The sequence below is a fragment of the Collinsella intestinalis genome, assembly GCF_902364775.2.
Classification (GTDB): Bacteria; Actinomycetota; Coriobacteriia; order Coriobacteriales; family Coriobacteriaceae; genus Collinsella.
The window spans coordinates 832,637-846,541 of sequence record NZ_CABJEU020000001.1; the positions used below are offsets into that span (position 1 = coordinate 832,637).

13 protein-coding genes are annotated in these 13,905 nt (G+C 60.2%); all 13 read left to right on the forward strand.

Annotated features, from left to right (window positions below):
* Window positions 1-30 precede the first annotated feature (30 nt).
* The 13 genes from FY258_RS03520 to pyrH all read left to right on the forward strand — a co-directional run bounded on the left by FY258_RS03520 (window position 31) and on the right by pyrH (window position 13,902).
* Window positions 31-1,413 (forward strand): MATE family efflux transporter, encoded by a 1,383-nt coding sequence (locus FY258_RS03520; RefSeq protein WP_182279399.1) that lies wholly within the window; start codon window positions 31-33, stop codon window positions 1,411-1,413.
* 77 nt (window positions 1,414-1,490) lie between these two features.
* Window positions 1,491-3,398, forward strand: a complete 1,908-nt coding sequence (gene ftsH, locus FY258_RS03525) for an ATP-dependent zinc metalloprotease FtsH (protein WP_182279400.1) — start codon at window positions 1,491-1,493, stop codon at window positions 3,396-3,398.
* An 87-nt stretch (window positions 3,399-3,485) separates the two neighbouring features.
* A complete protein-coding gene (locus FY258_RS03530; RefSeq protein ID WP_118103169.1) occupies window positions 3,486-4,391 on the forward strand; it encodes an NYN domain-containing protein in 906 nt (301 codons plus the stop codon).
* Between the two features lie 204 nt (window positions 4,392-4,595).
* Window positions 4,596-4,937, forward strand: a complete 342-nt coding sequence (gene rplS / locus FY258_RS03535) for a 50S ribosomal protein L19 (protein ID WP_006721252.1) — start codon at window positions 4,596-4,598, stop codon at window positions 4,935-4,937.
* A gap of 108 nt (window positions 4,938-5,045) precedes the next feature.
* On the forward strand, window positions 5,046-5,834 hold the full coding sequence (gene rnhB, locus FY258_RS03540) for a ribonuclease HII (RefSeq protein ID WP_118103171.1): 789 nt from the start codon (window positions 5,046-5,048) through the stop codon (window positions 5,832-5,834).
* Between the two features lie 159 nt (window positions 5,835-5,993).
* Entirely contained in the window at window positions 5,994-6,470 is a 477-nt protein-coding gene (locus FY258_RS03545) for a YraN family protein (RefSeq protein ID WP_118103173.1), read from the forward strand.
* Window positions 6,470-8,002, forward strand: a complete 1,533-nt coding sequence (locus FY258_RS03550; RefSeq protein WP_118103175.1) for a YifB family Mg chelatase-like AAA ATPase — start codon at window positions 6,470-6,472, stop codon at window positions 8,000-8,002. Before FY258_RS03545 ends, FY258_RS03550 begins: the two co-directional genes overlap by 1 nt.
* A complete protein-coding gene (locus tag FY258_RS03555) occupies window positions 7,986-8,912 on the forward strand; it encodes a DNA-processing protein DprA (protein ID WP_118103177.1) in 927 nt (308 codons plus the stop codon). The genes FY258_RS03550 and FY258_RS03555 overlap by 17 nt, the downstream gene beginning before the upstream one ends.
* A gap of 27 nt (window positions 8,913-8,939) precedes the next feature.
* Complete coding sequence (trmFO, locus tag FY258_RS03560; RefSeq protein WP_118103179.1) at window positions 8,940-10,280, forward strand: methylenetetrahydrofolate--tRNA-(uracil(54)-C(5))-methyltransferase (FADH(2)-oxidizing) TrmFO; 1,341 nt, start codon at window positions 8,940-8,942, stop codon at window positions 10,278-10,280.
* Entirely contained in the window at window positions 10,281-11,207 is a 927-nt protein-coding gene (locus FY258_RS03565) for a tyrosine-type recombinase/integrase (protein WP_118103181.1), read from the forward strand.
* A gap of 178 nt (window positions 11,208-11,385) precedes the next feature.
* Window positions 11,386-12,132 (forward strand): 30S ribosomal protein S2, encoded by a 747-nt coding sequence (gene rpsB / locus FY258_RS03570; protein ID WP_039910265.1) that lies wholly within the window; start codon window positions 11,386-11,388, stop codon window positions 12,130-12,132.
* Between the two features lie 43 nt (window positions 12,133-12,175).
* Window positions 12,176-13,045 carry a translation elongation factor Ts gene (tsf, locus tag FY258_RS03575; protein ID WP_118103183.1) on the forward strand — a complete coding sequence of 290 codons (870 nt, stop codon included), beginning with the start codon at window positions 12,176-12,178 and terminating at the stop codon, window positions 13,043-13,045.
* Window positions 13,046-13,179: 134 nt separating this feature from the next.
* Window positions 13,180-13,902, forward strand: coding sequence for a UMP kinase (gene pyrH / locus FY258_RS03580; RefSeq protein WP_006722701.1), 723 nt, complete (start codon window positions 13,180-13,182; stop codon window positions 13,900-13,902).
* The last annotated feature ends 3 nt before the right edge of the window (window positions 13,903-13,905 follow it).

Sequence of the window (13,905 nt, forward strand, 5' to 3'; positions counted from 1 at the left end):
GGCTGCAGTTGAACGGGGATGGGGGAGCATATGGCAAAACGTGCCGGGAATGGTTCGATCGACGTCACACAGGGTGTCATTTGGCGTCAGCTTCTTGCCCTATGTGTGCCCATTTTCTTCAGTTCCTTCTTCCAGCAGGCCTATGCCCTCATCAACACGTATATCGTCGGGCAGTTCGGTGGCAAGATCGCACTTGGCGGTATTCAGTCCACGCTTTCTCTTTCGGAGCTTGCAATTGGATTTTGCGTCGGTCTTGGTGCCGGTTGCGCTGTGATTACCGGCCAGTTCTTCGGCCAGCGCGACGACGACCGCCTCTCTCGTTCCGTCCACACCGCCATGACGCTCGCGCTCATCATCGGTGCTTGCATATCGGTGTTCGGAGTCATCTTCTTGCCGAGCGTCCTCACGCTTATGGGGACGCCGGACGAGCTCATGTGGGAGGCCGTGGCTTATTCGCGCTGCTATTTCGGCGCCATGGTGTTCTCGCTCGTTCTCAACATGGGCACTGCTCTTCTGCGCGCCGTGGGAGATACGCGTGCGCCCGCGCTCATCATCGCGAGCGGCTGCATTTTCAACGTGGTCTTCGACCTGATTTTCGTCGCCTGGTTCAAGATGGAGGCTCTGGGCTGCGGCATCGCGACGGCTCTCACTATTGCGATCAACGCCTCTATGGTGCTTTTGCGCCTCATTCGCGCCGATGGCCCGTGGCGCCTCGAGCTCTCCCGACTGCGCATCGACCCCGTCATCTGCAAGAGTATGGTCGCCACCGGCCTGCCGTTGGGGATCCAAGCCTCGCTCTATTCGATCTCGAACATCATCGTGCAGTCCACGGTGAATTCCTTTGGCGCGGACGCTGTGACCGGGTGGGGCCTTGCCGCCCGCCTGGACGGCATCGTGTGGATGGTCACCGAGGCGCTCGGCGTCGCCATGACCACGTTTTCCGCCCAGAACTTCGGCGCGCGGAATTACGATCGCATGCGCCGCGGTTATCACACCTCGCTCGTCATCACGGTGACGCTCATCGGCTCGATGGCGCTGTTCCTCATCACGTTCGTCGACCCGTTGGCCCGATTCTTCATCGATGACTCTGCAGTGGTGGGCTACACCTCGACCATGATTCATTTCATCGCTCCGTTCTATCTGTTCTATTCGATCGTCGACAACACGTCGGGCGCCATCCGCGGCTCCGGCGAGAGCCTGCGCCCCATGTTGCTGACGGTCGTGGGCACCGTGGTGTTCCGCGTCATCTGGCTGCTCGTCGTGGTGCCGATGCACCATACGCTTCAGACCATGCTGATGGTGTATCCGGTCACATGGATTCTCACGGCCTGCCTGTTCGTCGCCTATCATCACTTCGGTCATTGGCTCAGCCATGCCGAGCGCCGCCGGGATAAGCTCGAGCTCTCCATCTAGCGCCTCACTCATCCGTTTAGATTGCGGCCCGCGGGGTATCCTGAACCAGATACTGAACGTACGGACGGAGTCTTTCCATGGAAATGGACGATCACAAACGTAGACGCAACATGATCCTCTACGTGCTCATCGCCTTCGCGGTGTACCTCGTTCTCAGCAATGTGCTGTTCCCGAGCTTCCAAAACGGCGGCATGCAGGTCGAGGATGTCACGTATTCCCAGCTGCTCGATGACCTCAAGGATAAAAAGGTCAAGGAGATCAGCTATACAACCGATGACGCGCAGGCCATGTACACGCGCAAGGGCGAGAAGGACAAGGCCTATCGCACCACCACCATGCCCACCGATGTCGATCTGACGAACCGCATCGAGGAAGCCGGTGCCGAGCTCAAGGTCACCATCCCCAAGCAGGATTCCGGAATGTGGACCTACCTGATGGTGACCGTGTTCGCGCCCATGCTCATCTTCTTCCTGCTCGGCTGGTGGCTCAACCGTCGCATGAAGAAGGCCATGGGAGACGACAACCCCTCCATGGATTTCTCCGGTGGCGGCTTCGGCGGCCTGGGCGGCGGCAACCTCGGCAAGTCCGGTGCGCGCATCGTCGCATCCAAGGATGTCGGCGTGACCTTCAAGGATGTCGCTGGTCAGGAGGAGGCCAAGGAATCCCTCAAGGAGGTCGTCGACTTCCTCGAGAATCCGCAGCGGTATGAGGAGATCGGTGCCAAATTGCCGCGTGGCGCCCTGCTCGTGGGTCCTCCCGGCACGGGCAAGACCCTGCTCGCCAAGGCTGTCGCCGGCGAGGCCGGTGTTCCGTTCTTCTCCATTTCGGGTTCCGAGTTCGTCGAGATGTTCGTTGGCCGCGGTGCCGCTAAGGTCCGCGACCTGTTCAAGCAGGCCAAGGAAAAGGCCCCCTGCATCGTCTTCATCGATGAGATCGATACCATCGGCAAGAAGCGCGACGGTGGCGGATTCTCTGGAAACGACGAGCGCGAGCAGACGCTCAACCAGCTTCTCACCGAGATGGACGGCTTCGACAACCAGAAGGGCATCGTCGTCCTTGCGGCCACCAACCGTCCAGACTCGCTTGACGCCGCATTGCTGCGTCCTGGTCGCTTCGACCGCCGCGTGCCCGTCGAGCTGCCCGACCTGGCCGGTCGTAAGGCCATCCTCGAGCTTCACTCCAAGGATGTGAAGACCGAGCCCGGCATCGACTTGACCACGATCGCCCGTGCCACGCCCGGTGCCTCCGGCGCCGATTTGGCCAATATCATTAACGAGGGCGCCCTTCGCGCCGTCCGCCTCGGTCGCAAGCGTGCGAGCCAGGAGGACTTCGAGGAGAGCGTCGAGGTGGTCATCGCCGGCCAGCAGCGCAAGTCCACCGTTTTGTCCGACCACGAGAAGCAGGTCGTCGCGTACCACGAGATCGGCCACGCCATCGTAGCGGCTCGCCAGAAGGGCTCGGCTCCGGTCACCAAGATCACCATCGTGCCCCGCACCTCGGGCGCCCTCGGCTACACCATGCAGGTGGAGGAGGACGAGCGCTTCCTCACCACCAAGCAAGAGGTCTTGGACAAGCTCGCCGTCTATTGCGGCGGCCGTGCCGCCGAGGAGCTCATTTTCGGCGAGATGACCACCGGCGCCGCGAACGATATCGAGCAGGCGACCAAGCTCGCTCGCAACATGATCACACGGTTCGGCATGTCCGAGGAGTTCGGCATGATGGCGCTCGGCACCGTTCAGAACGCCTACCTCAACCAGGACACGTCGCTTACCTGCGCCCCGGGCACCGCGGAGCGCGTTGATGCGGCCGTCCTCAAGCTCATTACCGAGGCGCATGAGCGCGCCATGCAGATTTTGAAGGAAAACAAGTTCAAGCTGCATGAGCTCGCTCATTACCTCTACAAGAAGGAGACCATCACGGGTGATGAGTTCATGAGCCTTCTCACTCGCGAGAATCCGCTCATGCCCAAGAGCCCGCAGGAGTAAGAGTGGCTATCGCTCGCAGCTGACATTCGACCCCGCCCGCGTATGTGCGAGCGGGGTCGCTGTGTGCGAATGGCCTGAAAGGAAAAGATGTTTGAGACGACTTCCGAACTGAGATTCGCCGTCTTGATCGATGCCGACAACGTCAGCGAGAAGTACATCAAGGTCATCCTCGATGAGATTTCCAACGCGGGCGTCGCGACGTACAAGCGCATCTATGGCGATTGGACGAGTCCGCGATTGGCGAGTTGGAAGAGTTGCCTGCTCGACCATTCGATCATCCCCATGCAGCAGTACAGTTACACGTATGGCAAGAATGCCACCGACTCCGCGATGATCATCGACGCGATGGACATCTTGTATTCGGGAACGGTTGACGGATTTGCCATCGTGAGTTCCGATTCCGATTTCACGCGACTCGTCGCCCGGTTGCGCGAGAGCGGCATGATCGTTATCGGCATGGGCGAGCAAAAGACCCCCAAGCCGTTCATCTCTGCCTGCAACCAGTTCAAATACCTCGATCTGCTCTATGCCCAGCGACAGGACGAGGAATCTGAAGACGCACAGGATGCCCATGACGACACTGATGCGGTGGCATCGTCGGGAAAGTCGCCCTCCCGTCGACGTCGCCGTCGGCCTGGCGATGCCGGCGGCAATACGTCCGAGCCTTGCGATTGCGCCTGTGAGGATGTCGATGATGAGCTTGAGGGGGAGGTGGCGTTCGGCGAGATGAGTCGAGCCGATAAGCGCCGCCACTTGCGTGCGATTCGCTGCGCCATCAACGCCGTCATCGATTCCTTTGGCGATGAAGATGGATGGATCTCCCTGGGACTGCTTGGCGATCAGCTCGGGAAGCGTCTTCCCGATTTCGACGTTCGCAACTACGGGTATAAGCGCCTGCGCCCGTTTTTGAAGTCCTTGGGTGTCTACGAGTTCGATGAGCCGGTGGGCGAGCAGGGAAAGCGTCAGATCAACCTTCGCCAACGCGATGCGTGACGCCTGCCGGTCTTCGTTTCGTCCCGGTGAGGGCATGGTGGGGGAGCATGGGTGTTCTCGGGGGTTCTCGGTGCGGGGATTCCCGTGGAGGACTTGAGGTTTTCCTTGGGTTCGACCTGCATCTTGTGTATACTACCTAGCTGTTTGTTCAACCTATGTGCCGGCGTACGCGTGCGGCACCTCTAGAAGAGTAAGGAATCTGTCATGGATTACATCCGCGCAATCGAGCGTCAGCAGATCCGCGAGGACATGCCTCGCATCCTGGTCGGCGACAACGTCAAGGTGCACTACCGCATCAAGGAGGGTGACCGCGAGCGCGTCCAGGTCTTCCAGGGCGACGTCATCCGTCTCCAGGGTGCCGGTTCTCGCGAGACCTTCACGGTCCGCAAGGTCTCCTATGGCGTCGGTGTCGAGCGTACCTTCCCGGTTCACTCCCCGAAGATCGCTAAGCTCGAGGTCGTGCGTCACGGTAAGGTCCGTCGCGCCAAGCTCTACTACCTGCGCGACAAGGTGGGCAAGGCTGCCCGCATCCCCGAGAAGCGCTAAGTCGCTTTTCGCGGAGTACAGATCCGCAACAGGAAACGGGCCGCTCTTTGGGCGGCCCGTTTTCGTGTACATCGAAGGTGCGCCCAAGCGTTGAGAGGGAGAGCCGGTATGGCCAATATGACGAGTTCCGCGTCGGCAGCCCAGGTCGCCGCCGAGCTGAGCAGTGCGTCCATCGACCAGATCGAGGCTTTGGTCGATCGGTATTCGGAGGATCCGCGGGCGCAGGTTCAAAAGGCGTGCGAACGCGCCTTGAAGCGGCTTTCTAAGGAGCGTGCGGAGCGCGAGCGCGTCGATGCGATGTACGAAACCATGGCGCAGCTTGGCGGTGAGGGGATCGTCGTCGGTGTCGATGAGGTGGGGCGCGGGTCTGTTGCCGGCCCTCTGACCGTTTGCGCCGTATGCCTTCCCTCCGAGCCGCGCATTTGGGGAATCAATGATTCCAAGCAGTTGACTCCCGCAAAGCGCGAGATACTCGCCGTTCGAATCGCGGAGGTCGCAACGGCTGTTGGCATCTGCCATATCGCCCCCGCACGCATCGACGAGATCGGCATGGCCCGCGCCCTTCGTGAGGCGGTCGCAGGTGCCGTTGCCGACACGGGCCTGGAGCCCGACTGCGTGCTCATGGACGGCAATCCGTTGGGTGCCGTTCCCAATGAGCGCGATGTTGTGAAGGGTGACGCCAAGGTCGCCTGCATTGCCGCCGCCTCCATCGTCGCCAAGGTGACTCGTGACGAGCTCATGGTTGAGCTAGATGCGGAATATCCCGAATACCATCTTGCGCAATCGAAGGGCTATGCCTCGGCCGAACACATCCAGGCAATCAAGGATCACGGCCTTTCTCCCGTCCATCGCGTGAGTTTTTGCGGTAACTTCCTGGAGACCGCTCGTCTTTTTTAGCGTTTTCCAGCCCTTCTCTACTAAACCACCGCACGGTATCTCGCGTTTTCTCTTTTGGGCAGATTGGTTCCAACGTGCTTTGGAATCGCGTTCGTATTGCCCTGAGGTCATTCAAATGCTCGGGTCCATACTTCGACTCACCCGATGTGAGGAGGCGCTATGGGAACGAACAGGCAAAGGGATCTCGCGCGAGAACTGGTCGACCGTATGCTTTCGGGCGATGATATCGTGTTTGGTCATCAGGATGCCGATGGCATGTCGAACAAGCTCTTGGGGTCCGTGGGTGAAGAGCTCGCTGCGCGATATCTTGAGCAAAGAGGCTACGACATCATCGATCGGAATTATCGTTGCCCTGAGGGGGAGGCCGATCTTGTCGCCTATGATCAGGATGACGACGGTGTTGTGTTGGTTGAGGTTAAGACGAGGCGTTCGCGTTCTGAGCGAGGCGGCGCGTATCCCGAAGAAGCGGTTACCCCTGAGAAGCAGCGTAGGTATCGTCGGATCGCCCTGTGTTACGCGGCGGATCATTACCCGGTTCCATCCATCCGATTTGATGTCATAGGGGTGACCCTCAGGCCCGCCAACATCGGTGAGATAAGGCACCTATGCGGCGCGTTTGATTGGTCGGGTCGCTGATGCCCGGGTCTCGCAGGGTATACGCCGTCCACGCTGCATGCATTCACGGCGTGGAGGCGTTCCCCGTAACAGTGGAAGTGTCCGCATCGGGCACGATTCCCGGTCTGACTATCGTTGGCATGGCCGACGCTGCCGTACAGGAGGCACGGGTTCGCATCCGCTGCGCCTTGCGCGCGAGCGATTTTGAGATTCCGCGGTGTGCGTTAACGGTGAGTTTGGCGCCTGGAGACGTTAGGAAGACGGGTTCGGGATTTGATCTTCCCATTGCGGTGGCCATTCTCGCCCTAACCAATCAAATCCCAGTTTCCGGACTCGACGACTATCTTTTCGCGGGTGAGCTCGGGCTCGATGGTTCGGTCAACGCCGTCAGTGGAGAAGTCGCATATCAGCTGCTCGCGCGGGACAACGCCCTTTCCTTCGCCGGCGGACAGGGCGGCACGCATGTTCCAGTTCAAGGTGTGGCCTGTGGCATCTTGTCTCATATCGGCCATTTGAGACTCGGTATCGAAACGGCGCTTGGTATGCCCGCTTCGACTGAGGTCCCTGCCGATCCTTTGGTTTCGCCGCTAGATTACGGCGATGTTGTTGGGCAGGAGATCGCGAAAAGAGGGATTGCCGTCGCGGCCGCTGGCGGCCTCGGAATGCTCATGATCGGTTCTCCCGGATCGGGTAAGACAATGCTCGCGAAGAGGATGACGACAATCCTTCCGCCTCTTGATGAGGATGAGCGCCAGGAGGCGCTATGTATCCACTCGGTATTGGGAGAGCCGGTCGATTCCCTGCTCCGGGGTGAGAGACCTTTTAGGAGCCCACACCACTCTGTTTCCGTTGCCGGTTTGGTTGGCGGTGGCAGGCCCGTGCATCCGGGTGAGATCAGCTTGGCACATGGCGGCGTCCTGTATCTGGATGAGCTCGGAGAGTTTCCCTCGACCTCGCTTCAGATGTTGCGGCAGCCAATCGAGGAAGGAAGCATCCGCGTTGTACGCGTCGATGGCGCCTTCACGTTCCCCGCGCGGTTTCAACTCATAGCCGCGAGCAATCCTTGTCCATGCGGATACCTCGGCGATCGCGATATTGCTTGTCGTTGCTCGGATGCCGCCATCGAGCGATATCGGACGAAGCTCGGAGGCCCGCTCGCCGATCGAATCGACTTGATTGTGGACGTTGCGCGACCGGATCCCGACCTGATTGTCCGGGGAGCGGAGGGGAAAACAAGCTCGGAGTTGCTCGAAGACGTGATACGTGGTCGAGAGTTTCGTTCGTGGAGAGTCGCCAGTCAAAGGGACGGCGACGGTCACGATGGGCCGACAAGTATCGATGCGGCTATCGCCTCGCAGGCTCTTAGCGGCGAGGGGAAAACCGCCCTTCTGGAAATCGCGAGGAGAAAGCACCTGACCGGTCGGGGGATCGTGCGACTTGCAAGGGTTGCTCGCACCATTGCCGACATGGCCGAGTCGCAGACCATCGAGCCTGCCCATCTTATGGAGGCATCGCTGCTGCAGGGAAGGAGGGGAGATGGGGAAGCCTGCTGATGGTATCGAGCTTCATAGAGGGGATGAACGCTACCCAAAGACTGTCGCGGAGCTCGCGAATCCGCCACAGACCCTTTACGTGAGGGGTGATCCCGGCATTTTGGATGCACCGTCTCTCTCGATCATCGGCGCACGGAAATCAACTCCTTATGGTCGAGCAATTGCGGAGATGGCCGGTCGGATCGCAGCGGAGTCTGGGGTCGTTGTGGTTTCGGGCGGGGCTCGAGGATGCGATCAGGCTGGAGGGATGGGTGCGCTGAATGCTGGGGGACGGCATGTCGTGGTTTTGGGGACGGGTGCAGACGTCGTGTATCCATCGAGTGCCGGCCGATTGATTGATCATTCATTGCTTCAGGGAGGATGCGTGCTGTCGCTCGAGCCGTGGGGTACGCAGCCCATGAAATGGGCGTTCCCTAAAAGGAACCAGGTGATAGCGGCTCTTTCCGAGGCGACGTTCGTTGCAGAGGCCGGCATGCCCTCGGGTACGTTCAGCACCGCCGAGGCGGCGAATGCGCTGGGTCGTGAGCTATTGGCCGCTCCAGGTTCGATATTCTCCCCCGAGTCTCGGGGTGCGAATTACCTCATAGCCAACGGGGCATGTTGCATTGCAGATGAGGAGGCCCTCGAGGTCGCCATTTCGAGAATATACGGGACTCTGCGGTTTTCCCGTCCCGATGCACGCGGATTGGACGGTTTGGATCCGAATGGTCGTCGCATGGTGGACATGCTTCTGGCCAATCCGATGCGAGTCGATGATCTTGCGGCCGCCCTTCGGGTCGATCCTCTTGCGTGCTTGCAGCTTATTGGAGACCTCGAGGTTCATGGCGTCGTTGAACGATTGGTTGATGGAAGGTTGGCGCTGAGCAGCATTGCGCTTCACGCGCTCACGCGCTTGGGGCAGAATGGTTGAGATGCATTCGACATAAGGGAGATGAATATGAGCTTTGAACGCGTGACGGTTATCGGCGGAGGTCTATCGGGCAGCGAGTGCGCCTGCCAGCTCGCCGATCGCGGCGTACCCGTTCGCCTGTATGAGATGCGGCCCGATCATTCTTCTCCTGCGCATCATACCGGCTCGCTTGCTGAACTCGTTTGCTCTAACTCGTTCAAGTCGACTCGCGTGGACTCCGCCGCCGGGCTTCTCAAGGAGGAGCTCCGCAGGATGGGATCAGTCCTCATCGATTGCGCTGAGCGCGCTGCGGTCCCCGCTGGAGGGGCGCTCGCCGTCGATCGCGAGCGCTTCTCCGCCCTTGTTGAGGAAGAGGTGGCTCGGCGTCCCCTTATCGAGGTCATTCGCGAGGAGGTTGTGGATATCCCTGAGGGTCCCTGCGTCATCGCTGCAGGTCCGTTGTGCTCTCCCGCCCTTTCCGACAAGGTGCTCGAGCTCGTGGGCGGGGATGCCCTGTCATTCTTTGATGCCGCCGCGCCGATTGTCGATGCGACGACGATCGACAGGTCGATCGTGTTCACCCAGTCTCGCTACGACGAGCAGGGGGGCGGGGATTATCTTAATGCCCCCTTCACTAAGGATGAATACGACGCATTCATCGATGCGCTCGTTGGTGCCGAACGTATTGTGTTGAAAGATTTCGAGCGCCGCGATTTGTTCCAGGCCTGTCAGCCGGCCGAGGAAGTTGCGCGAACTGGCCACGATGCCATCAGATTCGGCGCTATGAAGCCCGTGGGTTTGACGGATCCGCGTACGGGCAGGCGTCCTTGGGCCGCCGTTCAGCTGCGTTCTGAAAATGCGGAAGGCACCGCATACAATCTTGTCGGGTTCCAGACGAACCTCACGTTCGGTGAGCAAAAGCGGGTGTTCCGCATGATTCCCGGCCTGGAGAACGCCGAGTTCTTCCGTTACGGTGTCATGCACCGAAACACGTTCGTCGATGCACCGCGCGTGCTGGATGGGTCTTTTGCCGTTCCGGGAACTCGGGTTCGTCTTGCCGGTCAGATCACCGGAACTGAGGGTTATACCGAAGCGGTTGCGTCTGGCCTGTTCGCCGCGCTCAACACGTTTGCAGATTTGAGCTCCATCGACCGCGTGTCGCTTCCGCTCACGGGCGCCTTTGGTTCACTTGTCGCGTACGCGACCTCGAAGGATACGGTCGACTACCAGCCAATGCACGTCAACTTCGGTGTGGTTCCCCCGCTTGAGGACGGCAAGCGCCGCAGCAAGCGTGATCGCTATGCCGCTTATTCGGCTCGCGCACTCGCCGATCTCGACACTTACATCTCAACTCGACCGGATTTGTTCGGCGAGCGCGGGCGGGCTTAGGTGGCGCCCTCCAGTCTTCAAAGTGAGCTGCTTGCCCAGATTGATGATTTCATCGTTTTCATCTCGTGCGTTGAAGGGTTGTCTCCCGAGACGGTCAGGGCCTACGGCCAGCATTTGGAAGCGTACGCCGATTGGTGCGAATCGCACGCGGTCGATGGACTCGATCCTTCATCTCGGGGCTTGAGGTCTTATCTTGCCGAATTTCGTCGCGATGGTCGTGCTTCGACTACGGTCGCCGCGCACCTTTCCACGCTCCGATCGTTCTTTCGCTGGTTGGAATATTCGGGACATCGGGCGGGAGCGGTCCCTCTTGCGACGGTTGCCCCCAAGCAGCGTAGGGAGCTTCCTCATGTGCTGACCGCGGAGGAGCTGGCGGCTTTGTTCGATGCCCCTGATCTTTCATGTCCAGCCGGCTTGAGGGATGCCGCCATGCTCGAGCTTTTTATCGCCACGGGCGCTCGCATCTCCGAGCTTTCTAGGCTCGAGGTCGGCGATGTCTGCGTGGCTGAGAGGCAAGTGCGCCTTCTGGGCAAAGGCTCCAAGGAGCGTATCGTCCCTCTCTATGCGAGGGCGATCGAGGTTTACGAGAGGTATCTTGAAAACGGAAGGCCCAATCTGCTGCGGCCGGCCGCGTTCGGCGGCGACGCGTGCCGTGCGGTGTTCGTCTCCGACCGGGGAAGGGCGATGAACAGCGATGCGCTGCGATATCGTTTTGACGTATTAAAAAGAAGGGCCGGTATCTCCTCTGACATAACGCCCCATGCGATGCGCCATACGTTTGCGACTGAATTGCTCGGCGGGGGAGCGGACCTTCGTAGCGTGCAGGAGCTCCTCGGGCATGCAAGTCTCTCTACGACCCAGATTTACACGCATTTGACGCCGGATCGACTTAAATCTGCCGTCGCGCGGGCGCATCCTCGTGGATAGAGTTTGTGGGCCCTTGGCAATGGCGGTCGGACCTGCTACCATGCATCAGGTTGCGAGTACGCAACGTTCCATCACACACGCACGGCTACACGCCGGCCGCGGTGCTCGGGCTAAGGTAGCACAGGCTCGAGTGGTCGGAGTGGTCGACACCGTGCGAAAGAAAAACCGGGAGGTAAACATGGCTACCAAGATTAACATCCGTACCCTGCTCGAGGCTGGCTGCCACTTCGGTCACCAGACCCGTCGTTGGAACCCCAAGATGAAGCCGTTCATCTTCGGTGAGCGCAACAACATCTACATCCTCGACCTCAAGCAGACTATCGTCGAGGCCGACAAGGCTTACACCTTCCTGAAGGAGACCGCTGCCAAGGGTGGCAAGGTCCTCTTCGTCGGCACCAAGAAGCAGGCTCAGGAGGCCGTGAAGGCCGCTGCCGAGCGCGCCAACATGCCTTACATCAACCAGCGCTGGCTCGGCGGTATGCTCACCAACTTCGTGACCATCCGCTCCCGTATCAACCGCCTCGAGGAGCTCGAGGGCATGGTTGCCGACGGTTCCATGGCCCTGCGCGGCAAGAAGGAGCAGGCTGTCCTGGGTAAGGAGCTCGCCAAGCTGCAGGCCAACCTCGGTGGCGCCCGTGAGCTCAAGAGTACCCCGGCTGCTCTCTTCGTCATCGACACCAAGCGCGAGGAGAACGCCATCAAGGAGGCCAAGCGCCTTGGTATCCCGGTGGTCGCCCTCATCGACACCAACTCCGATCCCGACGTCGTCGACTACGGCATCCCCTGCAACGACGACGCCATCTCCGCGATCCAGCTCATGAGCGAGCTGTTCGCCGACGCTTGCCTCGCCGGTTCCGGCAAGGAGCAGATCTCCGAGGCCGAGATGGCCGCTGAGGCTCCTGCCACCGAGGCCGCTGCCGAGTAGGCAACCGTACCCCGTTAGGTAACTTCCTTCGAAAGGAACGAACATGGCTCAGATCACCGCCGCTATGGTCAAGGAGCTCCGCGAGATGACCGACTCTCCGATGATGGAGTGCAAGAAGGCTCTCGTTCAGGCTGAGGGCGATATGGACGCCGCTGTCGACATCCTCCGCAAGAACGGCCTCGCCGCTGCCGCCAAGAAGGCCGGTCGCGACACCAACGAGGGCGCTGTTGCCGCTTACATCTCTGAGGACGGCACCAAGGGCGCTCTCGCCGAGATCGCTTGCGAGACCGACTTCGTCGCTTCCAACCCCAAGTTCACCGGCTTTGCCGCTGAGGTCGCCAAGGTCGTTTGCGACAACGAGCCCGCTGATGTCGAAGCCCTCATGGCCTGCGAGATGAACGGTGAGACCGTTGAGGCCGCCCTCACCGAGATGATTCACGTCATCGGTGAGAACATGAAGGTTTCCCGCACCACCGTTCGCAAGCCCGCTGCTGGTGGCGTTGCCTCTTACATCCACATGGGTGGCAAGATCGGCGTTCTCGTCGAGTTCTCCTTTGAGAAGCCCGAGACCGCTACCGCTGAGGCCTTCAAGTCCTTTGCTCATGATGTGGCCATGCAGGTCGCCGCTACCGCTCCTATCGCCGCTGTCCGGGAGGACGTGGCTCAGGACGTCATCGATCACGAGGTCGAGATCTACAAGGCTCAGGCTGCCGAGTCCGGCAAGCCCGAGGCTATCCAGGAGAAGATGGCCATTGGCCGTCTCGAGAAGTTCTTCAAGGGCATCGTCCTGAACGAGCAGGAGTTCATCAAGGATTCCAGCCTCACTATCAAGGCCTATGCCGAGAAGGTCTCCAAGGAGCTCGGTGACACCGTCAAGGTCGTCGCCTTCGATCGTCTGGTTTGCGGCGAGTAATTTCGCAATGAGCTAGTTTATGCAGGTCGTGGGAGCACTCCCGCGGCCTGCTTTTTCATGTGCCGCCAAGCGAAGGCGACGCGTGTTCTTCATCCCTGCTAGAATGGGAACAATTCCGTACTAAGGAGGCATCCTTGTCCGATTACCAGTACAAACGCGTTCTTCTCAAGATTTCCGGCGAGGCGCTGATGGGCAGCGCCGATTACGGCATCGATCCCGCTATCGTCGAGCGCATGGCCGCCCAGGTCAAGCAGCTGCATGACGAGGGCATTGAGGTCGCCGTCGTCGTCGGCGGCGGCAACATCTTCCGTGGTGTCGCAGGTTCCGCCAAGGGGATGGAGCGCGCCCAGGCCGACTACATGGGCATGCTCGCCACGGTCATGAACGCTCTCGCCCTGCAGGACGCCATCGAGCGCATCGACTGCCCCTGCCGTGTCATGAGCGGTATCCAGATGAACGAGGTCTGCGAGCCCTACATCCGCCGTCGCGCGATGCGCAGCCTTGAGAAGGGCGACGTCGTCATCTTCGCCGCCGGTTCGGGTAACCCCTATTTCACCACCGATACTGCGGCCGCTCTGCGCGCCTGCGAGATCGGCGCGGACTGTCTGCTCAAGGCCACCAAGGTCGACGGCGTGTATGATATGGACCCCGTCAAGAACGAGGATGCCGTTCGCTTCGACAGCATCAGCTATCATGAGGTGCTCGTTCGCGGCCTTCAGGTCATGGACGCCACCGCGACTGCCCTGTGCCAGGACAACCACATGCCGATCATCGTCCTCAACATCGATGGGGACGACAACATCAAGCGCGCACTGGCGGGCGAGCCCGTCGGTACCGTCGTCATGGAAGAGGAGTAAGTC

What these genes read in the sequence shown, in the direction of transcription:
- FY258_RS03550 (WP_118103175.1), top strand. Translation starts at nt 6,470, where the DNA reads ATGCCCGGGTCTCGCAGGGTATACGCCGTCCACGCTGCATGCATTCAC.
- FY258_RS03520 (WP_182279399.1), top strand. Translation starts at nt 31, where the DNA reads ATGGCAAAACGTGCCGGGAATGGTTCGATCGACGTCACACAGGGTGTC.
- tsf (WP_118103183.1), top strand. Translation starts at nt 12,176, where the DNA reads ATGGCTCAGATCACCGCCGCTATGGTCAAGGAGCTCCGCGAGATGACC.
- FY258_RS03530 (WP_118103169.1), top strand. Translation starts at nt 3,486, where the DNA reads ATGTTTGAGACGACTTCCGAACTGAGATTCGCCGTCTTGATCGATGCC.
- rnhB (WP_118103171.1), top strand. Translation starts at nt 5,046, where the DNA reads ATGGCCAATATGACGAGTTCCGCGTCGGCAGCCCAGGTCGCCGCCGAG.
- trmFO (WP_118103179.1), top strand. Translation starts at nt 8,940, where the DNA reads ATGAGCTTTGAACGCGTGACGGTTATCGGCGGAGGTCTATCGGGCAGC.
- FY258_RS03555 (WP_118103177.1), top strand. Translation starts at nt 7,986, where the DNA reads ATGGGGAAGCCTGCTGATGGTATCGAGCTTCATAGAGGGGATGAACGC.
- rplS (WP_006721252.1), top strand. Translation starts at nt 4,596, where the DNA reads ATGGATTACATCCGCGCAATCGAGCGTCAGCAGATCCGCGAGGACATG.
- rpsB (WP_039910265.1), top strand. Translation starts at nt 11,386, where the DNA reads ATGGCTACCAAGATTAACATCCGTACCCTGCTCGAGGCTGGCTGCCAC.
- FY258_RS03545 (WP_118103173.1), top strand. Translation starts at nt 5,994, where the DNA reads ATGGGAACGAACAGGCAAAGGGATCTCGCGCGAGAACTGGTCGACCGT.
- ftsH (WP_182279400.1), top strand. Translation starts at nt 1,491, where the DNA reads ATGGAAATGGACGATCACAAACGTAGACGCAACATGATCCTCTACGTG.